We start from the raw sequence: 19,202 nt of genomic DNA on the forward strand, positions 1-19,202 counted from the left end.
CGCGCGGAGGCGCCGCGTGAAACCGCGTTACTTGCCCAAAATCTCCTCCACCCACTGCGGCACGATCTGCGTCGCCGGCCCATGGCGCGCCTCGTCGAACCAGGCGGTGCCCTGGCTGGGCTCGAGATTGAGTTCGAGCGTCGCGGCCCCGAACTCGCGCGCATTGCGGACGAAGCCGGCAGCCGGGTAGACCGCGCCGGAAGTGCCGATCGAGACGAACAGGTCCGCCTCGCGCAGCGCCGAGAAGATCGTGTCCATCTCGTAGGGCATCTCGCCGAACCAGACGACGTCGGGACGCAGTGCCGTCTCGCCGCATTCCGGGCAGGGTGGGCGCTCGATGAGCGTGCCGGTCCAGCGCGAGCGTACGTCGCAGGCGGTGCACCAGGCGTTGAGATGCTCGCCGTGCATGTGCAGGACGCGGGCAGCGCCGGCGCGTTCGTGCAAGTCGTCGACGTTCTGGGTGACGATCAGCAACTCGCGCCCGGCCTGCCGCCACTGGGCATCCAGCTTCGCCAGCGCGAGGTGGGCGGCGTTGGGCAGCTTGGTCTGGATCGCCTCGCGGCGCATGTCGTAGAAGCGCAGCACGAGGTCGGGATCGCGCGCGAAGGCCTCGGGCGTGGCGACGTCCTCGACGCGGTGCTGCTCCCATAGCCCGCCGCCGTCGCGGAACGTGTCGATGCCGCTCTCGGCGGACACGCCCGCGCCCGTGAGGATGACGATCTTGCGGATATCGGACATCGCTTTCCTTCAGCCTCACCCCGAACTTGTTTCAGGGTCCATTGTGCGCCATTCGCTGCTGCGGGTTTGGGGCACGATGGATGCTGAAACAAGTTCAGCATGACCCCCGCTTGGAGACAGTTGCGTGACACGAATCGGAATCATCGGCAGCCATGGGCGCATGGGCCAGGCGATCGCGGCGGCCGTCGCCGATGCGGGAGAGGATCTGGCAGGCGGCGTCGACAAGGATGGCGACGTGGCCGCAGTGGCCGCCATGGCCGAAATCCTGATCGACTTCTCCAGCCCCGGCGCGTTGGAAGGCAACCTCGACGCGGCCATCGCCGCCGGGTTGCCCATCGTGATCGGCACCACGGGCCTGGAGGAGCGCCACCACTGGCTGATCGACGCGGCGGCGCAGACGATCCCCGTGCTACAGACCGGCAACACTTCGCTCGGCGTCACGCTGCTGGCTCACCTCGTGCGCGAGGCGGCGTCGCGGCTGGGCGAGGACTGGGACATCGAGATCGTCGAGACCCACCACCGCATGAAGGTCGACGCGCCCTCGGGCACCGCGTTGCTGCTGGGCGAAGCGGCGGCGCAGGGGCGGGAAGTCACGCTGGCGGACACCGCCGTGCGCGGCCGGGACGGCATCACCGGCAAGCGCGAGGCGGGCACGATCGGCTTCGCGGCGCTGCGCGGCGGCACCGTGGCGGGCGACCACACCGTCCACTTCCTCGCCGACAACGAGCGCCTCTCGCTCTCGCACCTCGCCGAGAACCGGGCGATCTTCGCCAAGGGCGCGGTGCGTGCGGCGCAGTGGCTGGTGGGCAAGGACCCTGGCCGCTACACCATGCCCGAGGTTCTGGGTCTTTGAAGAAGGACGATATTTTCGAATTCTTCCGCCGTCTCGCCGAGGCCAATCCCTCGCCCGAGACGGAGCTGGAGTTCGGCAATACCTACCAGCTTCTGGTCGCCGTGACGCTCTCGGCGCAGTCGACCGACGTCGGCGTCAACAAGGCGACGCGGGCGCTGTTCCGCGAGGTCAAGACGCCGGCGCAGATGGTGGCGCTGGGCGAAGAGGGCCTCAAGCAGCACATCAAGACCATCGGCCTGTTCAACACCAAGGCGAGGAATGTCATCGCCCTCTCGCAGATCCTGGTCGACCGGCACGGAGGCGAGGTCCCGGCCGATCGCGACGCGATGGTCGAGCTGCCGGGCGTCGGGCGCAAGACCGCCAACGTGGTGATGAACTGCGCCTTCGGGGCCGAGACCTTCGCGGTGGACACCCACATCTTCCGCGTCGGCAACCGCACCGGGCTTGCCAAGGGCAAGACGCCGCTGGCGGTCGAGAAGCAACTGGAGAAGAAGGTACCGCAGCCCTTCCGGGTCGGCGCCCATCACTGGCTGATTCTGCACGGCCGCTACATCTGCAAGGCGCGCACGCCCGAATGCTGGCGCTGCCCGGAGGTGGACTTGTGCGCCTTCAAGGCCAAGGTCCTCGGCAAGGGCGGCAGGACAGTGGCCTGAAATCCAGGTGATCGGGGTGCTACCGGAAGGATTTCCGTTCCAAGGCCATCGTCCGTCGGCTCCGTCTTGCAGGCGAGGGCGGATGAGCGGACAATCGGTCCGCCGTCCCCCGACGGCTACGAGAGGATGAAGCCATGAACAAAGGCACGCCCGTGATCCTGCTTCTCGCCCTGGCCGCCTGTTCGCAGGAACAGCCGCGCGAGATCCCCGCGCCTTCGCCCGCTGCCCAGGCCATCGGCGAGGCGCGCGACTGCCTGCCGCTCACGCAGTTTTCGAACACCCGCATCCGCGACGACCGGACCATCGATTTCATCGGCGGTGCCGGCAACAAGGTGTGGCGCGTGACGTTGCCCAATCGCTGCAACGGGCTCAAGTCGGCGAATACATTCACCTACGAAACGTCGCTGACGCAGCTATGCCGGCAGGACATCATCTATCCGCTGCAGCAGTACGGCAACAACTGGCAGCGCGGCGGCGGCTGCGGGATGGGGCCGTTCGTGCCGGTGAAGCTGGCGGAGTAGGGCCGGACCGTCCCCGCCTGCCCGCCGCTTACGTCTCGTACTGCTCCGGGTCGATGTTGAGGCCGCTGCGGCCCTGCGATGCTGTATGCGTGGGCGCGTGGGGCACGTCGGCGTCGGGATCGAGCAATGGCTGCAACATGCCCTCGCTGCGGGTGATGACCGCCGTGGCGACGGCATTGCCCACCACGTTGGTCGCCGAACGACCCATGTCGAGGAACGTGTCGACGCCCAGGAGCAGCGCGATGCCCTCGACCGGCAGGCCGAACTGCGAGAGCGTCGCCGCGATCACCACGAGGCTGGCGCGCGGCACCCCGGCGATGCCCTTGGAACTGACCATCAGCGTCAGCAGCATCAGGATCTGGCTCCCGATGGGAACGTGGATGCCGTAAGCCTGGGCGATGAAGATCGACGCGAAGCTCATGTAGATCATCGAGCCGTCGAGGTTGAAGCTGTAGCCCAGCGGCAGGATGAAGCCCGAGATGCGGCGCGGCACGCCGAAGCGGTCTAGCTGCTCGAACAGCTTGGGCAGGCTCGCTTCCGACGAGGCCGTCGAAAACGAGAGCAGCAGCGGCTCGCGGATGTAGCGGAAAAGCGTCATCACGCGTCCGCCCAGGAACAGGCCGCCGACCAGGAACAGGAGCACCCACAGCAGGAACATGGCGAAGTAGAATTCGCTGACGAGCACCCCGTACGTCACGATGATGCCCAGGCCCCGCGTGCCGATCACGCCGGCCAGCGCGCCGAACACCGCGAACGGGGCGAAGCGCATGACGTAACCGGTGATCTGGAGCATCAGCTCGGCCAGCGCCTCGGCTCCCCGCACCACCGGGGCGCCCCGTTCGCCGATCGCGGTAAGGGCGACTCCGACGAACAGCGAGAAGACGAGGATCTGCAGGATGTTGTTGTTCGCCATCGCGTCGAAGGCGCTGCTCGGGAAGATCTCGAGGATGAAGTGGCGCAGCGTCAGTTCCGCCGTGTCCAGCTTGCCGAGGTCTTCGGCGGGCTGGAGTCCGGCGCCGACCCCCGGTTTGAGCACGTTGACCAGCACGAGGCCGAGGCCGAGCGAGATCAGGCTGGCGCTGAGGAACCAGGTGATCGCCTTGCCGCCGATCCGGCCCAGCGCCGCGCTGTCGCCCATGCCCGAGATGCCGGTGACGATCGTGGCAAACACCAGCGGCGCGATAATCATCTTGATGAGCTTGAGGAAAACGTCGGGCAGCAGCTTGAAGTAGTCGGCCCATTGCGCCAGCCGCGGATCGCCGGCGGGCAGGCTGGAATGGAGTATCCAGCCGGCGAGGATGCCGAGCACCATGCCGACCAGGATATAGAGCGTCAGGCGTCTGCCCATTCGTACCTCGTACTGAAATTGCCCGAAAGCCCTACGCTCGGAGCCTAACAGCGTGACCCGATCGGTCAACGCCGACCGTCATCGGGTTCGCAATGAAGGTGCAGGCTCGGGTATCGAGTCCCCGGGACTACGCCAAGGCGGCGAGTGTGGCGCCCCGGAAGATTCGCACCAATGCCTCGAGGTCGGCCACCGCCACGGCCTCGTCGCGCTTGTGCATGGTCGCGTTGCACAAGCCGAACTCGATCACCGGGCACAGGTCCTTGAGGAACCGCGCGTCCGATGTGCCGCCGCTGGTCGACAGTTCGGGCTCGATCCCGGTCTCCGTGCGGATCGCGTCCGCGAGCATGGCGGAAAAGACGCCCGGCTGGGTCAGGAACGCCTCGCCCGAGATGACCGCGCGGGTGGTGCCGCCGTGACGCCCGGCGATTTCGGCGACCCGGTTCGCGAGGCCCTCGCCGGTGTGGAGGTCGTTGAAGCGGATCGAGATGCGGGCAGACGCCTTCGCCGGGATGACGTTGGTGGCGGGGTTGCCGCAGGAAAGATCGGTGACTTCCAGGTTGCTCGCCTGGAACCAGTCGGTTCCCTCGTCGAGCACGATGGCGTCGAGTTCGGCGAGCATGGCGACCAGCCGCGTGATCGGGTTGTCGGCGAGGTGCGGGTAGGCGACGTGGCCCTGCACGCCTTCGACTTCGAGCCAGATGTTGACCGAGCCGCGCCGGCCGACCTTCATCATGTCGCCGAGGCGATGGACCGAGGTGGGTTCGCCCACCAGGCACAAGTCGGGAATCTCGCCTCTTTCGCGCATGAGGTCGATCAGCGCGAGAGTGCCGAAGCGGGCGGGGCCTTCCTCGTCGCCGGTGATGACGAAGCTGATCGTGCCGGCTTCGGGAGGGACTTGCGCCACTGCCGCGACCATCGCCGCGATCGAGCCCTTCATGTCCACCGCGCCGCGGCCGTAGAGCAGGTCGCCGCGCCGTTCGGGCAGGAACGGCCCTGTGGTCCAGCCATCCCCCGGTGGCACCACGTCGAGGTGCCCGGCGAAGGCGAGGTGGCGCGATCCTTCGGGTCCGCGCCGGATCGCGAAGAGGTTCTCGACCGGCCCGTCCGGCGCCTCGCCCGCGAGGAAGCGGACGACCTCGAAGCCGAGGGGGGCGAGCTGGCCTTCGAGGCAGTCGAACACCATGCCGGTGGCGGGCGTCACGCTCGGGCAGGCGATCAGGGCCTCGGCCAGTTCGAGGACGCTTGCAGTCTGGGAAAGGGTCTGGGACATAGGTTCGCGCCATCGCACAGGAGGTCGCACAAGGCCATAGGGAGGACAGCGCAGCCGTGCCCAAACTCGACGTCGACGCCATTCCGCAGTCCAATGCGACCGGCTATCCCGCCCCCTTCGACGCGGCCGTGCAGGGCCGCTGGTGGCGCCGCCTCGCGCCCGTGGGCGGATTGACCGCGATGGGCGCGAGCCACGTCGTGCTGAAACCCGGTGCCTGGTCGAGCCAGCGGCATTGGCATGGCGACGAGGACGAACTGCTCGTCATGCTGACCGGCGAAGCGGTGCTGGTGGAGGACGAGGGCCGCACCGTACTCGGCCCCGGAGACGTCTGCGCCTGGGCGAAGGGCGTCACCAACGGCCATCACCTCGTCAACGAGAGCGACGCGGATTGCAGCTTCATCGCGGTGAGCGCCGGGAATCGCGACGGCACCGGCGCCTACCCGGACATCGACATGACCTTCGGCCCCGAAGGCTACTGTCGCAGGGACGGGACGCCCTACGCGACACGTCGGCCGGGCTAGAGCCGTTCGCTTTGAGCGCAGGACGGAGTCTGGAAACTCTTTGCATTTCCACCCATATCCGCGTCCGAAGGAGCTTTGGATGACCGACAAGATCAACCTCACCGATGCCGAGTGGCGCGACCGTCTTACTCCCGAGCAGTACCACGTCCTGCGCGAAGCCGGGACCGAGCGCGCGTTCACCGGCAAGTACGAGAAGAACAAGCAGGAAGGCCTCTATGCCTGCGCTGGCTGCGGCGAGCCCCTGTTCACCTCGGATACCAAGTACAACTCCGGATCGGGCTGGCCGAGCTACACCGCGCCGGTCAACGAGAGCGCCGTGGAGGAGCATCGCGACGTCTCGCACGGCATGGTGCGCATCGAGGTCAATTGCGCGAAGTGTGAAGGCCATCTCGGCCACGTCTTCCCCGATGGCCCCGGACCCACGGGCTTGCGCTACTGCATCAACAGCGCTTCGCTGGAGTTCCTGCCGAAGGACTGACCCCGGGGGCGTTGACCGCCCCCTGCAGCGGGTGGTCGAGGGACCATGCGTTCACCTCGGGTTACAAAAGCCCGTGCAAGGTGTAGGAGCGACCGCACCTTTCGTCCTACATTCGGGGTTTGCACCTTACCCATGGCCAAGAATTCCGGCCGCAGCCGCGCGGGCCGCGGCGCATCTGCCGAGCCTGTGAACATGCCGCTGTGGCGCCGCATCGTGCGCGCCGTTTTCATCTGGGGCGCCGCGCTCGCCTTGCTGGGCGCGATCTTCCTGGGCACCGCCGTCTTCTTCACGATGCGCGAGCTGCCCGACTACAGCGCGCTCAAGAGCAGTCAGAACGGCCAGATGATCGTCGTTCGCGCGCGTGACGGGCGCGAACTCGTCTCGCTCGGGCCCAGCTACGGCAAGTGGCTGAGCTATTCCGACATCCCCCCGATCATGCGCGATGCGCTGGTCTCGGTCGAGGACCGGCGCTTCCGCGAGCATCCCGGCGTCGACCCGATCGGCCTGGCCCGTGCGGTCTATGTTTCGCTGACGACGGACCACCGCGCCAAGGCGACTTCGACGATCACCCAGCAGCTGGCGCGCAACATCTTCCTCAACAACACCCGCTCGTGGACGCGCAAGGCGCGCGAGATGGTGCTGGCGCTGGCGCTGGAGCGCAAGTTCTCCAAGGACCAGATCCTCGAGCTGTACCTCAACAAGGTCTACTTCGGAGGCGGTGCCTATGGAGTGGACGCGGCGAGCCGCAAGTTCTTCGGCCATCCCGGCACCCAGCTGTCGACCGCCGAGGCGGCGATCATCGCGGGGCTGGTCAAGGCGCCGTCGAACTATTCGCCGACGGCCGACGTCGAGGCGGCGATCGGACGCGGCAAGGTCGTGCTCGGCCTGATGGCGCGGGAGGGCGTGCTCTCGCAGTCCGAGGCGGATTCGGTCGATTTCAACAACGTCAGTGTCGCGAAGGAAAAGGGCCAGAACTCGGTTCGCTACTTCACCGACTGGGCACTGCCGCAGCTCGACATGCTTCTCCCCGAGAACAACGAGCCGATCGAGGTCTGGACGACGCTCGACGTGGGCATGCAGAACGCCGCGACCAAGGCGGTCGACGCCAACGTGCCCAAGGGCGCGCAGGGCGCGCTCGTCAGCATGGACCGCGACGGGGCGGTGCTGGCGATGGTGGGCGGTACCGACTACGTCAATTCGAACTACAACCGGGCGGTCAGCGCGCTGCGCCAGCCCGGTTCGGCGTGGAAGCTGTTCGTCTACCTTTCCGCGCTCGAGGCGGGCTACACGCCCGACGATCGCGTTGTCGACGAGCCGGTGACGATCGACGGCTGGAGCCCGCAGAACTCCGGGCGCACTTTCGCCGGCCAGATCGACATCCGTACTGCCTTCGCCTATTCCAAGAACACCATCGCCGCGCAGTTGGGCAACGAAGTCGGCTTCGGCACCGTGGCCAGCATGGCGCGCCGCTTCGGCATCACCTCGCAGATCAACACCAAGCCGGCAATGGTGCTGGGCACGTCCGAAGTGCGCGTGATCGACATGACGCGGGCCTTCGCTGCGGTCTCGGCCGGCGGCACTTCGGTCGAGCCCTATGGCATCGTCAAGGTGACGACGACATCGGGTGAACTGCTCTACGAGCACAAGTCGGTGCGTGGCTCGGTCCTGGTGCCGCACTACGTCGCCGCCGGGATCACCGATCTGCTACAGACCGCAGTTGCCACCGGCACCGGCCGCGCGGCGCAGATCGGGCGCCCCGTGGCGGGCAAGACGGGCACTACCAGTTCGAACAAGGACGGCTGGTTCCTCGGCTTTTCCAGCGGCATCACCACCGGCGTGTGGATGGGGCGCGACGATGCCAAGGCGGTCGGCGGCCTTTCTGGCGGACATGCGCCCGCGCGGGCTTTCGCGGACTACATGAAGGTCGCGGTTGCCAACCGTCCGGTCGAGCCGTTTGACACCGAACTCAAGCTTCCCGAATGGCAGCTGGAGCCCGACGACGAACAACTCCAGGGCAGTCCCGAGGACTATTACTACACCGACGAGAACGGCAACCTGGTGCACCCCGAAGGCGGTGCCCAGGCCGATCAGCCGCGCTACGAGGACGGCACGACCCTACCGGCGCCGGCGATGGTGCCCGACTATGGTCAAGGGGGAACGCCGGGGCGGCCGCAGAGAGGCTCCCAGGATGCGCCGCCTGCCGCCAACGAGGACTTCCTCGATCGCGCCACGGGGCGCGGCAACGAGGACCCGGGGCTGCGGCCCGGGCAGGTAACCGGCTATCCGCCACCCCGCCCCACGCCGACCGCACGCCCGACGCCGCTGCGCTCGCCGGTGACGCAGCCCTGATCGAAGGTCGGGGCCAGGCAGGCTCCTCGTCAGCGTGCGGCAACACCCGGGGGCGTCCATCAAGGGACGCCCGTTCGTTCATTCGACTTTACGTAACATCGTCATTGCGACCCGGGTATTCGCCGGGGTCGCAATGACGAACCTCAGGTAGTCTTGGTCCAAGGCTTCGGCTGCGCCTCGGCGGTGCCCGACGGCAACGAATGCGGCCTCGGTCGAGCCAGCCGGCACCGCCTCCTTCCGGCCACTCACGCACGAAAACGCCCGCCGGATCGCTCCGGCGGGCGTTTTTCTTTTTCCGTCAGTCCGGCGTCAGCGCAGGCGCACCGGCACGAACGTGGCGGGCTGGCCGCGCGGCTGGACGCGCAGCAGGATTGCCGAGCGGCCGTCGGCCTTGACCGCGGCGACCGCGGCGTTGAGGTCCGCCTGGGTGGCGACGGGCTTGCCGTTGGCCTCCAGGATGATGAACCCGCGCGCGAAGCCCTTCTGGCCGGCGTCCGAGTTGGGATCGACCGCAACCACGACGACACCCTTGGTGCCGTCCGCGGCGCCAAGCTGGCGGGCGATCTGCGACGTCAGCGGGGTGACCGAGAGGCCGAGCGACTTCTCCACCGCGCCCTGCTCCTGCTGGGTGGGCGCGTTGTTGAAGGCATTGTCGTCCTGTTCGCCGTTGGGATCGAACGACTGCTGCAGTTCCTCCTCGCTGGGACGCTTGGCGACCGTGGCGTTGAGCGTCACGCGCTTGCCGTTGCGGATCACCTCGATCGGCACGCGGCTGCCCGGCGCGATGTTGGAGACCAGGAACGAGAGGTTCTGGTCGCGCGTCACTTCCTTGCCGCCGACCTTCACCACCACGTCGCCGGCCTGCATGCCGGACCTGGCGGCGGCGCCATCGGGCTCGACGGCCTGGATGAACTCGCCCTTGTTGTGCTCGAGGCCGAGCGAGTCCGCGAGATCCTCGTTGATCGGCTGGATGCGCACGCCCAGGTAGCCGCGCTCGATCGCCTCGCCCTTCATGAGCTTCTGGACCAGCGGGGCGGCGGTTTCGGCGGGAATCGCGAAACCGATGCCGACGCTGCCGCCGGTGGGCGAGAAGATCGCGTTGTTGATGCCGATGACCTGGCCGCTCATGTCGAACATCGGCCCGCCCGAGTTGCCGCGGTTGATCGAGGCGTCGGTCTGCAGGTAGCGGTCGTAGGCACCGCCGGCGCCGGTGTTGCGGTAGACCGCCGAGACGATGCCCGAGGTGACCGTGCCGCCGAGGCCGAACGGGTTGCCGATGGCGATCACCCAATCGCCCACTCGGGCATTGCGGCTATCGCCGAACTTGACGAACGGCAGCGCCTTCTTGGCTTCGATCTTGAGCACCGCGAGGTCCGAGGCGGCGTCCTTGCCGATCAGCTTGGCGGGATACTCGGTGCCGTCGGGCATGGTGACGGTGATCGATTCGACCTGTCCCTTGCCGTCGGCGGTGATGACGTGGTTGTTGGTGACGACGTAGCCGTCCGCCGATACGATGAAGCCCGAACCGAGCGACTGCGCCTCGCGCGTCTGGGGGGCGCCGCCCTGGCCACCGCCCTGACCGCCGAAGAGGCCCTCGAACGGGGTGCCGGCGAAGGGATTGTTGCCGCTGCCCGCGACCTGCACCTTCTGGCGGGTCGAGATGTTGACGACCGCCGGGGCGAGCTGGGCGGTCAGGTCCGCGAAGCTGGCAGGGGCGCCGGCCCGGGGAACGGTCCTGGTAATTTCGCTGGTTTCGTTCTGGGCCACCTGCGCGCCTGCGGGGTAGCCGGTGACGAGCGTTGCGGTGGCGCCTCCGAGAAGGAGCGCGCTGGTCAATCCATAAGCGTATCGCACGGGCTTCACGTCCTTTGATTCCTCCGTTTCGGCGGTGCTGCATCGGTCTCGGCCGGTCTGGCCAGGAAACTCACCGCCGATTGAGGCCTTGTGAGCTTAACCGGATTTGAATGATGCCGGCGTTCCGCCATTCTCCGGTCCTGGCCTGCAACGACCAGAACCACTTACGGCTCCCTGAAATGATTCAGATAGGCATTGTCGGGCGAAAGAAGGATGGTCTTGCCGCCCTGGTCCTTGGCGAAGGACACCGAGTAGCTCTGCATCGCCCGGTAGAAATCGTAGAACGCGGGGTCCTTGCCGAAGGCGTCGGCGTAGATCTTGGCGGCCTGCGCCTCGGCGTCTGCGCGGATGATCTGCGCGTCGCGCTGGCCGCGTGCGGCGACCGTCTTGGCCTCTTCCTGGCGTGCTGCCTCCATGCGGACGAACGCGGCGGCGAGCGCTCCCTCGGGCAAGTCGGCGCGCTTGATGCGCACGTCGACGATCTGGGCGCCGTACTCGCGAGCCTCGTTCTCGAGGCTGTCGCGGATGTTCTCCATCGCCTGTCCGCGCTCGGCGGTCAGCAGCGACTGGAACGTGCGCTTGCCCAGCTCCTGGCGCACGGCCGAGGAGAGGATCGGCTGCAACTGCTGGGTCACGCGCTCGGTGGTGCCGGCGGTCTCGACCATCTTGACCGGATCGACGATGCGGAAGCGGGCATAGGCGTCGACGTTGAGGCGCTGCTGGTCGGTGGACAGGACCTGCTGTTGCTCCATGTCGACGGAGAGCAAGCGCTTCTCGATGCGGATGACCTGCTCCACCAGCGGGATGCGGAAATGGACGCCCGCGCCGGTCTGGCCGAAGGCTGCCTTGTCGACGAAGGGGTTGTAGACACGCACCGGACGCCCGGTCTGCACCACCACCGCCTGCTCGTCCTCGGGGACGATTATGACGCTGAGCATCAGCGCGATCACCACCGCGCCGGCGGCGATCCATGCAGCCTTGTAGTCCTGCCAGAGGTTGCCCATCGCGTTGCCCATCACTGGCCACCCCGCGCTGTCGGAGCGGTCACAGAGGTGCCGGGGTCTACGCCCACGGGCGCGCCGACGTCCGCGGCGGGAGCACGGCGCTTGAATTCGGCGAGCGGCAGGTAGGGCGTCACGCCCTTTTCGGCGACGACCGTGTCGTTGTCGCGGATCACGCGTTCCATCGTCTCGTAGTACATGCGGCGCTTGGTGACCTCGGGAGCGAGCTTGTACTGCTCGTAGACCTTGTCGAATGCCGACGCGTCGCCCTGGGCGCGGGCGATGACCTGCTGGGCCCAGGCACGGGCTTCGGAGCGGTCACGCTCGGATTCCTGCTGGGCGACGTTGACCTGGTCGAACGCGGACTTGGTCTTGGCCGGCGGATCGGCCTTCTTGATCTCCACCCCCTGGATCGAGATGCCGGCACGGTAGAAGTCTAGGATGACCTGCATGCGGTTGCGCACGTCCTGCTCGACCTGGGCACGGCCGGCACCGGAGAGGGCATCGCTCAGGGAAACCTGCGCGATCGAGGCGCGCATCGCCGCCTCGGCCACTTCGCGGACCGTCTCCTTGGGGTCGGTCAGGCGGAAGGTGTAGTTCTTGAGGTCCTTGATGTTCCACCGCACGAGGTAGCTGAGGTCGACGAGGCTCTTGTCGCTCGTCAGCATCAGCTTCTCGTTCTCGTTGTCGGGGATCATGTCCACCGAGAACGAACGCACGTCGGCCACCTGGACCTGCTCGATCGGCCAGGGCAGGGTCACCGAGACGCCGGAATCGACGGTGCGCGAATACTTGCCCAGGGTGGTGACAACGCCCTGTTCCTTGGGGCCGAGCATGTGGACGCTCGACAAGCCGAGCAGGACCACGAGCGCCGCGCCGATCCCGAGCGGCAGCCACGACTTGCCGTCGGGCCGGCGCGGAAAATTGGGGAAGCCGCCTGCCGGCCCGCGCGGGCCGCCACCGCCGCCGGGGCGGCGCTGGTCGCGATTGCGGAAGATGTCCTCGATGCCGGCGGAGCGGCGCGGCGGAAGGGCATCGCCGCTGGGCAGCCAGGGATTGCGCGGGCCGCGGCGCTCCCCGTCCTTGCCGCCGTCCTTGGCTTCGGGCTCGCGTCCGGGCGACGGATCGCCGCCGCCGACCGCTTCGCCGTCCTCGTCGGAGGGGCCGTCGCCGTCCTTGCCGCCGCCCCAGGGGCTGCGGCCGGCCATCGCCGACACGCCGTCGACCCTTGCGTCTTCCCCCGACACGCCGCTGCGCGTTCCTGCACCACCGAATGCTTTCATGAGGCTATCTATAAGAACCCTCCGGCCAAATAACAGTGCCTCTCTTGCCCTTTTTCCTCGGGTACTCCACCTGAGCGGCGACGGGATGGCGCCACGGTGCTGCCCGAATTCCTTCTCGTCCTCCCTGCGAACGCGGGGGCTCGTCTCCCGCCGCATCGAAACGCGATGCCGGGAGGCGGGGCCCCGCTGTCGCGGAAAATGGCGAATGTTTATTATTGTTGCGGAGACGCGAGTGACGAGCGGTGCAGGAACGAGCGACGAATTGAAGGCGCTGCTGCCCATCGAAGCTGCGGACCGCCTGCAGTCGCTGCGGCTCGTCGAGGGCAGGGCGATCCTGGTCCTCGACGCCAGCGGCCTTGCGCCGGCCGCGCGCGACGGGCTGGAGGCGGCAGTCAAGGCGGCGCTGGAACCCGCACCGGGCGTCTCGGAAGTGCGTGTGGCGATGATGGCGGACAAGGCTGCCCCCGCCGCAGCTCCCGCCGCAGCTCCCGTTGCAGCCGCGCCCGCTCCGGCCGGTCCGCGCATCCTCGCGGTGGGCTCCGGCAAGGGCGGGGTCGGCAAGTCGACGCTGGCCGCGAACCTCGCGATCGCGCTGGCCCGCATGGGGCGCAAGGTCGGTCTCGTCGATGCGGATATCTACGGACCCTCGCAAGCTCGGCTGCTCGGCACCGAGGACAAGCGCGCGGTCGCCCACGAGGGGCGGCTGGTGCCGCTCCAGAGCGCTTGGGGCGTGCCAGTGCTCTCGATGGCGCATCTGTCGAAAGCCGGGCAGGCGATAGCGTGGCGCGGACCCAAGATCTCGGGCGCGCTGGTCCAGTTGCTCGAGGCGCACTGGGACGGGGCGGAGTTGCTGGTGGTCGACCTGCCGCCCGGCACCGGCGACATCCAGCTCACCATGCTCCAGCGCTTCCGGCCGGCGGGGGCGGTGATCGTCTCCACCCCCCAGGACCTCGCGCTGATGGACGCCGCGCGTGCGCTCGACATGTTCGCCAAGGGCGGCGTGCCGGTGGTCGGCGTGGTCGAGAACATGGCCGGCTACGCCTGCCCCCACTGCGGCGAGGTGAGCGACCCGTTCGGCTCCGGCGGCGCCGAAGCTGCGGCGAAGGAGATGGACGTTCCGTTCCTCGGCCGCATCCCGCTCCACATCACGATCCGCCGCGAGGGCGATGCCGGGACCCCCACCGCCGCCGGCGACAGCCCGCAGGCCGAGGCGTTCACAACGCTCGCCCGGCAGGTCGCTGGGTGGCTGGACGAGGCGGCCTAGGGGATGGATAGGTTCGGGCGGCATCCGGCATGGGGGTGATCTCATGACCGTCACCCGGCGCAAGGTGCTGATCGGCGCGCTGGCCGGCGGCGGGTTGACGCTCGGCTTCCTGTTGCGTCCGCGCAGCTATCCACTGCCCCTGGAGCCCGGCAAGGGCGAGTTCGCCTTCGACGCCTGGATCACCATCGGCGCCGACGGCGTCGTCACCGTCGCCGTGCCGCAAGTGGAGATGGGGCAGGGCGTCACCACCTTGATCCCGCAAGTCGTCGCGCACGAACTGGGCGCCGACTGGCGGAAGGTCGCGGTGGAGCCCGCGCCGGTCAGCGCGCTCTATGCCAATCTCGCACTGGCGGCGAAGTGGGCGCCGCTGTGGATGCCGCTGGCCCCCTCGCTGGCAGACGGGCCCGACGATCTGGCGACGCGCCGCTGGGCACAGGGGCGCCGCTTCAACGCCACTGCCGACGGCACGGCGCTCGCCGCCTACGAGGCCCCGGCGCGCGCGGCGGCGGCCTGCGCGCGGGCGATGCTGATGCAGGCCGCCGCCGCGCGCTGGAACGTCGCCTGGGAGGAATGCGAGGCGATCGCGGGCTTCGTCAGGCATGAGTCCAAGCGCCTGCCCTTCGGCGCGCTGGCGCAGGAGGCCGCAGCCTTTTCCCCGCCGTCCCCGCCGCCGCTGCGTGCCGAGCCGATGGCCGAGCGTCCCGGCGAGTACCCGCCGGGTGCGCCGCTGCGCTATCCCCGTCTCGACCTGCCTTCCAAGGTGGACGGTTCGTGGACGTTCGCCGGCGACGTGCGCCTGCCCGACATGGTCTTTGCCGCGATCCGCCACGCGCCGATCGGCATGGCCGCGTCGCTCTCCGGGCTGGACGAGACGGCGGCCAAGGCCATGCGCGGCTACCTCGGGGTGGTCAGGGGTGGAGATTGGGTTGCTGCCGTCGCCACCGATAGCTGGACGGCCGAGCAGGCTCTCACGCGGATGGCCCCGCGCTTCAAGGTAGCCGCGGGCACCGACACCAATGCGGTGGACGCCGCGATGGACGAGGCCATGCACATGGGCACTGCCCATACGCTGCACCGGCAGGGCGACATGGGCGTTGTGCAGGGCGGCCTGCCGGTGCAGCTCCGCTACGAAGTCGCCCCTGCCGTCCACGCCACGATCGAGACCGCCGCTGCCGCAGCGCGCCTGCGCGACGGGCGCCTCGAACTCTGGGCCGGCACGCAAGTCCCCGAGGCCACTCGCGAGGCCGCCGCCCGTGCCGTCGGCCTCGATGTCGTGGACGTCGTGCTCTATCCGATGGCGATCGGCGGCAGCTTCGACCGCCGGCTCGAATTCGGCCAGGCGGTGGAGGCGGCGGTGATCGCCAAGGCCATCGGCAAGCCCGTGCAACTCACCTGGGACCGCCGCGAGGAGTTCCGCGCCGGCCTCCCGCGCACTCCGGTGGTCGCCGTCATGGGCGCGCGGGTCGATACCGAAGGCGCCATCGCCGGCTGGCGCGCGCGCGTCGCCGTTCCCGCCACCGCCCGCGAATTCGGCCGCCGCCTGTTCGAGGGCGACACCCCCTTCGATGCCATCGCCGCCGCGGCGGGCGGGCCGGACCCGATGGCGCTGGAAGGTGCGGTGCCGGCCTATGCGATCCCCAGCTTGGTGGTCGACCATGTCCCCGTGCGCATCGGCCTGCCCACGGCCCGGATGCGGGGCAATGCCCACGCCTGGACTGCCTTCTTCAACGAGAGCTTCGTCGACGAACTGGCCCACAAGGCCGGCCGCGAACCTCTCTCCTATCGCATGGCGATGCTCGGCCGGGACCCGCGCCTGGCCGAGTGCCTGCAACGCGTCGCCGCGCTGTCGCAATGGGGCGGCGGGGGCGACGCCAGCGGCCAGGGCATTGCCTGCCACGTCATCGGGGCCGGAGAGAGCGGGGGCGGGCAGAGCGGAGGCCGCATCGCCGTCGTCGCCAGTGCCCGGCGCGACGCGGCAAAGGCCGATGGCGGCGTGCGCGTCGACCGCCTGAGCGCCGTCGTCGACATTGGCCGTATCGTCAACCTGGACATCGCGCGCCAGCAGATCGAGGGCGGCCTGGTCTTTGGCCTCGGCCTCGCGCTTGGCTGCGCGGTGCGCTACGAAGGCGGCCGCCCCGACGGCGAGAGCCTTGCCGCCATGGGCCTGCCGACGCTGGCGGACTGTCCCACGATCGAGGTCGAGTTCGTCGAGAGCAAGGCCGATCCCGCCGACCCCGGCGAACTGGGCGTCGCCGCCGTCGCCCCGGCCGTCGCCAATGCGCTCTATTCGGCGACGGGTCTTCGCCTGCGCCGCCTGCCCTTTTTCGGCGAGGAATTGTGATGCTGTCTGCAAGTCATCCCGAGGTCGCCACCGGCAAAGTCGGCGTCCTGCTGGTCAACCTCGGCACCCCGGATGCGCCGACGCCGGCGGCGGTGCGTCGCTATCTGGCCGAGTTCCTGTCCGATCCGCGCGTGGTGGAAATTCCCGCCATCGCCTGGAAGCCGATCCTCCACGGCATCATCCTGCGCACCCGTCCGGCAAAATCCGCTCACGCCTATGCTCAGGTCTGGACGAGCGAAGGCTCGCCGCTCGCGGCGATCACGGCGGCTCAGGCGCGCGGCCTTCAGGGGCTGCTGGGCGAAGGCGTGCTTGTCGACTGGGGAATGCGCTACGGCAACCCGTCGATCCCTTCGCGCCTGCAGGCCATGAAGGACGCCGGATGCGAGCGCATCCTCGTCGCCCCGCTCTACCCGCAGTACTCCGGCGCCACGACCGCCTCGGTCATGGACAGCCTGGGCGCCGCTCTGGGGCGGATGCGCTGGCAACCCGCGCTGCGGACCTTGCCGCCCTATCATGACGATGCGGCATATATCGGCGCGCTGGAGGACGACCTCGCCGCGCAAGTGGAGGCGCTGGACTTCCCGCCGGACCTGCTGCTGCTGTCCTATCACGGCATGCCCCAGCGCACGCTCGAACTGGGCGACCCCTACCACTGCCACTGCCGCAAGACCTCGCGCCTGCTGTCCGAGCGCCTCGCCGCCCGGCTTCCCGGCCTCCGGATCGAGACCAGCTTCCAGTCCCGCTTCGGTCGCGCCAAATGGCTCGAACCCGCCACCGAAGCCACGCTCGAGGCCGAGGCGAAAGCCGGCACCCGCCGCATCGCCATCGCCGCGCCGGGCTTCTCGGCGGATTGCGTCGAAACGCTGGAGGAACTTGCCATCCGCGCGCGCGAGGTGTTCGAGGCCGCCGGCGGCGAACGCCTCGCGGTCCTCGCCTGCCTCAACGACCGTGCCCCAGGCCTGGCGATGCTCGAAACGCTGGTCCGCCGCGAACTGTCGGGCTGGTGGCCCACCTGACCGGCTTGCAGCCTTTTAACCGCGGGGTTTCTTGACGCCGGTTGGATTTGTTCCGATTATGTTCCAACAAGGACAGGGAGTCGGAACCGATGCGCGAGACGGATTTCATCCAGCCCGATTTCGGCTACGGACCCACGCCGGAAAGAAAGTCGGGCGCCGACAGGCCGGTCGTGCTGTCGATCTACGCCGATCGCGCTCACTTGCGCGCCACGTTGCGCGAGGATGCGCAGGCCGCCGGGCTCACGGTCAGGACGGCAGGTGCGCTGGCGGACCTGGCAGACGGCAGGGAAAAGTCGCTGGGGGATGTCGTGCTGGTCGACTGTCCGCAAGTCGATGCCGCCGCACTGGCGGCACTGGCCCGACTCGACATGCGGGCCGGGCAGGGGGAGCTTCGGCTGATCGTCTCGACCAGCGTCGATGCGCTGGAAGACGTCTTCGCCTGCATGGACCAGTCGCGTCCGGTCCTGCTGGTCGCCCCGGACCGTGCCGAACGGGTCATCGCTCTGGGGCAGGTGCTGGCGGGCTTCCCGTCCGGCCGCCTGCGCGAACTTTCCGAAGACGACCGCCTCATGCTCCTGCGCCTGAGCGAACAGGTCGGGCAGATCGCCGGCCGCATAGACCGCCTCGACCCGCGGTTTTCCCCTGTCGAAGTCCCCGCTCCGTCCCCCCTGGCGCCGCACGCGGAGACCCGGCTTCCCGATGCCAAGCTGGTCCGCCGGATCATCCGCCAGCGCCAGTTGCGCGCCCGTTTCCTAGACGGCGATCTGTTCGCCGATCCCGCCTGGGACATGCTGCTCGATCTCACCGCGTCGCGGATCGAGGGCAAGCAGGTCTCGGTCACCTCGCTGTGCATCGCCGCCTCGGTTCCGCCCACGACCGCGCTGCGCTGGATCGGCCAGTTGGTGGAGGCCGGCCTTTTCGTGCGCGTCAACGACGAGGTCGACCGCCGCCGTGCCTTCATCGAACTGAGCGACAAGGCCGCCATGGCCATGGCTCGCTACTTCACCGAAATCGTCCTGACTGCCCCGCTTCCTGTGTAGTCTGGTCCCATCCAGTGGAAGTGGCGCCGGCCCGTCATTCCGAAAGCAGCCCCGCCCGGGCCAGTTGGCGCAGCGCCGTATCCACGTCGGTCTGCACCGAAAAGCCGGACGCTTCCCATTCCGCCGCCAGTTCGGCGCGGTCGCGGCTGCCGTCCAGGAGGGACAGGAACCGGCGCGGCCCCTCCTCGCTGATGGCGATGGCGCGGTGGTCGAGCGTGAACAGCCGTGTCTCGCCGCGCCCGATCATGGCCCGCACGAGGGCATTGGCGCGTGGACGTTCACCCGGTTCCAGCGCGCCCGGGAACGGCAGCGAATGCAATTCGACGATACCGCGGTCGACCAGTCGCAAGATCGCCTCGCAATGAAACGGCGAGGCCGCGAACGGTGCCAGCGGCAGTCGCGCCGGGGCATGCCTGACGAGCGCTTCGAGAAAATCGGCGAGGGTATCGTCGCCCACCTCGAAGTCGCCATCGCCGATCGTAAATTCGCTCCGGCCAGTGCGGCGCAGGCCGGCCGGTACGCCCGCCAGCAGTGCTCCCAGCATGTCCCAGTCGGGCGTGCGCAGGGGCTTGCGGCCGGGCCGCACGAACAGCGACTGGTGGAAGAAACACAAGTCGCGGTAGTCGGCCAGTTGTGCCCGGCGCACCACCGCCGCCTTGCGCACGGGCCGGC

At 68.6% G+C, this 19,202-nt stretch carries 17 protein-coding genes; 10 read left to right on the plus strand and 7 right to left on the minus strand.

What is annotated here, in order from left to right; all coding sequences use genetic code 11:
• Window positions 1-27 precede the first annotated feature (27 nt).
• Window positions 28-738, minus strand: a complete 711-nt coding sequence (locus ACFFDA_RS26355) for an NAD-dependent deacylase (protein WP_404480219.1) — start codon at window positions 736-738, stop codon at window positions 28-30.
• Between the two features lie 124 nt (window positions 739-862).
• On the opposite strand from ACFFDA_RS26355, the gene dapB reads away from it, so the two are divergent.
• The 3 genes from dapB to ACFFDA_RS26370 all read left to right on the plus strand — a co-directional run bounded on the left by dapB (window position 863) and on the right by ACFFDA_RS26370 (window position 2,765).
• Entirely contained in the window at window positions 863-1,591 is a 729-nt protein-coding gene (gene dapB, locus ACFFDA_RS26360; RefSeq protein ID WP_404480220.1) for a 4-hydroxy-tetrahydrodipicolinate reductase, read from the plus strand.
• Window positions 1,588-2,244: an endonuclease III gene (nth, locus tag ACFFDA_RS26365; RefSeq protein WP_404480222.1), complete on the plus strand. Its 657-nt coding sequence runs from the start codon at window positions 1,588-1,590 to the stop codon at window positions 2,242-2,244. The genes dapB and nth overlap by 4 nt, the downstream gene beginning before the upstream one ends.
• A gap of 134 nt (window positions 2,245-2,378) precedes the next feature.
• Window positions 2,379-2,765 (plus strand): hypothetical protein, encoded by a 387-nt coding sequence (locus tag ACFFDA_RS26370; protein ID WP_404480223.1) that lies wholly within the window; start codon window positions 2,379-2,381, stop codon window positions 2,763-2,765.
• Between the two features lie 28 nt (window positions 2,766-2,793).
• Here the strand turns inward: ACFFDA_RS26370 and ACFFDA_RS26375 are convergent, their stop codons facing one another.
• Both ACFFDA_RS26375 and dapE read right to left on the minus strand, forming a co-directional pair.
• On the minus strand, window positions 2,794-4,113 hold the full coding sequence (locus ACFFDA_RS26375) for a dicarboxylate/amino acid:cation symporter (protein ID WP_404480224.1): 1,320 nt from the start codon (window positions 4,111-4,113) through the stop codon (window positions 2,794-2,796).
• A 127-nt stretch (window positions 4,114-4,240) separates the two neighbouring features.
• Window positions 4,241-5,383, minus strand: a complete 1,143-nt coding sequence (gene dapE, locus ACFFDA_RS26380; protein ID WP_404480225.1) for a succinyl-diaminopimelate desuccinylase — start codon at window positions 5,381-5,383, stop codon at window positions 4,241-4,243.
• 56 nt (window positions 5,384-5,439) lie between these two features.
• Between dapE and ACFFDA_RS26385 the strand changes: the two genes are divergently transcribed.
• From ACFFDA_RS26385 to ACFFDA_RS26395, 3 genes are all read left to right on the plus strand, one after another.
• Entirely contained in the window at window positions 5,440-5,904 is a 465-nt protein-coding gene (locus ACFFDA_RS26385) for a cupin domain-containing protein (protein WP_404480226.1), read from the plus strand.
• A 79-nt stretch (window positions 5,905-5,983) separates the two neighbouring features.
• Entirely contained in the window at window positions 5,984-6,382 is a 399-nt protein-coding gene (msrB, locus tag ACFFDA_RS26390; protein ID WP_404480227.1) for a peptide-methionine (R)-S-oxide reductase MsrB, read from the plus strand.
• A 132-nt stretch (window positions 6,383-6,514) separates the two neighbouring features.
• The gene (locus ACFFDA_RS26395) at window positions 6,515-8,731 is read left to right on the plus strand and encodes a transglycosylase domain-containing protein (RefSeq protein WP_404480228.1); all 2,217 of its coding nucleotides are present in this window, start codon (window positions 6,515-6,517) and stop codon (window positions 8,729-8,731) included.
• Between the two features lie 309 nt (window positions 8,732-9,040).
• Here ACFFDA_RS26395 and ACFFDA_RS26400 read toward each other — a convergent pair whose 3' ends face one another.
• From ACFFDA_RS26400 to hflK, 3 genes are all read right to left on the minus strand, one after another.
• A complete protein-coding gene (locus ACFFDA_RS26400; protein ID WP_404482885.1) occupies window positions 9,041-10,585 on the minus strand; it encodes a Do family serine endopeptidase in 1,545 nt (514 codons plus the stop codon).
• Window positions 10,586-10,749: 164 nt separating this feature from the next.
• Window positions 10,750-11,589: a protease modulator HflC gene (gene hflC, locus ACFFDA_RS26405; protein ID WP_404482886.1), complete on the minus strand. Its 840-nt coding sequence runs from the start codon at window positions 11,587-11,589 to the stop codon at window positions 10,750-10,752.
• Between the two features lie 11 nt (window positions 11,590-11,600).
• Window positions 11,601-12,794, minus strand: a complete 1,194-nt coding sequence (hflK, locus tag ACFFDA_RS26410; RefSeq protein ID WP_404482887.1) for a protease modulator HflK — start codon at window positions 12,792-12,794, stop codon at window positions 11,601-11,603.
• Between the two features lie 307 nt (window positions 12,795-13,101).
• Here hflK and ACFFDA_RS26415 point away from each other — a divergent pair, with 307 nt between their 5' ends.
• From ACFFDA_RS26415 to ACFFDA_RS26430, 4 genes are all read left to right on the plus strand, one after another.
• Window positions 13,102-14,133 carry a P-loop NTPase gene (locus ACFFDA_RS26415; protein ID WP_404480229.1) on the plus strand — a complete coding sequence of 344 codons (1,032 nt, stop codon included), beginning with the start codon at window positions 13,102-13,104 and terminating at the stop codon, window positions 14,131-14,133.
• 43 nt (window positions 14,134-14,176) lie between these two features.
• Window positions 14,177-16,474 carry a molybdopterin cofactor-binding domain-containing protein gene (locus ACFFDA_RS26420; RefSeq protein WP_404480230.1) on the plus strand — a complete coding sequence of 766 codons (2,298 nt, stop codon included), beginning with the start codon at window positions 14,177-14,179 and terminating at the stop codon, window positions 16,472-16,474.
• Window positions 16,474-17,490, plus strand: coding sequence for a ferrochelatase (hemH, locus tag ACFFDA_RS26425; RefSeq protein WP_404480231.1), 1,017 nt, complete (start codon window positions 16,474-16,476; stop codon window positions 17,488-17,490). Before ACFFDA_RS26420 ends, hemH begins: the two co-directional genes overlap by 1 nt.
• Window positions 17,491-17,579: 89 nt before the next feature.
• A complete protein-coding gene (locus ACFFDA_RS26430; protein WP_404480232.1) occupies window positions 17,580-18,530 on the plus strand; it encodes a winged helix DNA-binding protein in 951 nt (316 codons plus the stop codon).
• A 34-nt stretch (window positions 18,531-18,564) separates the two neighbouring features.
• Here the strand turns inward: ACFFDA_RS26430 and ACFFDA_RS26435 are convergent, their stop codons facing one another.
• Window positions 18,565-19,194, minus strand: a complete 630-nt coding sequence (locus tag ACFFDA_RS26435; protein ID WP_404480233.1) for a hypothetical protein — start codon at window positions 19,192-19,194, stop codon at window positions 18,565-18,567.
• Window positions 19,195-19,202 lie beyond the last annotated feature (8 nt).

Source organism: Novosphingobium sp. BL-52-GroH (assembly GCF_044813085.1).
In the GTDB taxonomy this organism is placed as follows: domain Bacteria; phylum Pseudomonadota; class Alphaproteobacteria; order Sphingomonadales; family Sphingomonadaceae; genus Novosphingobium.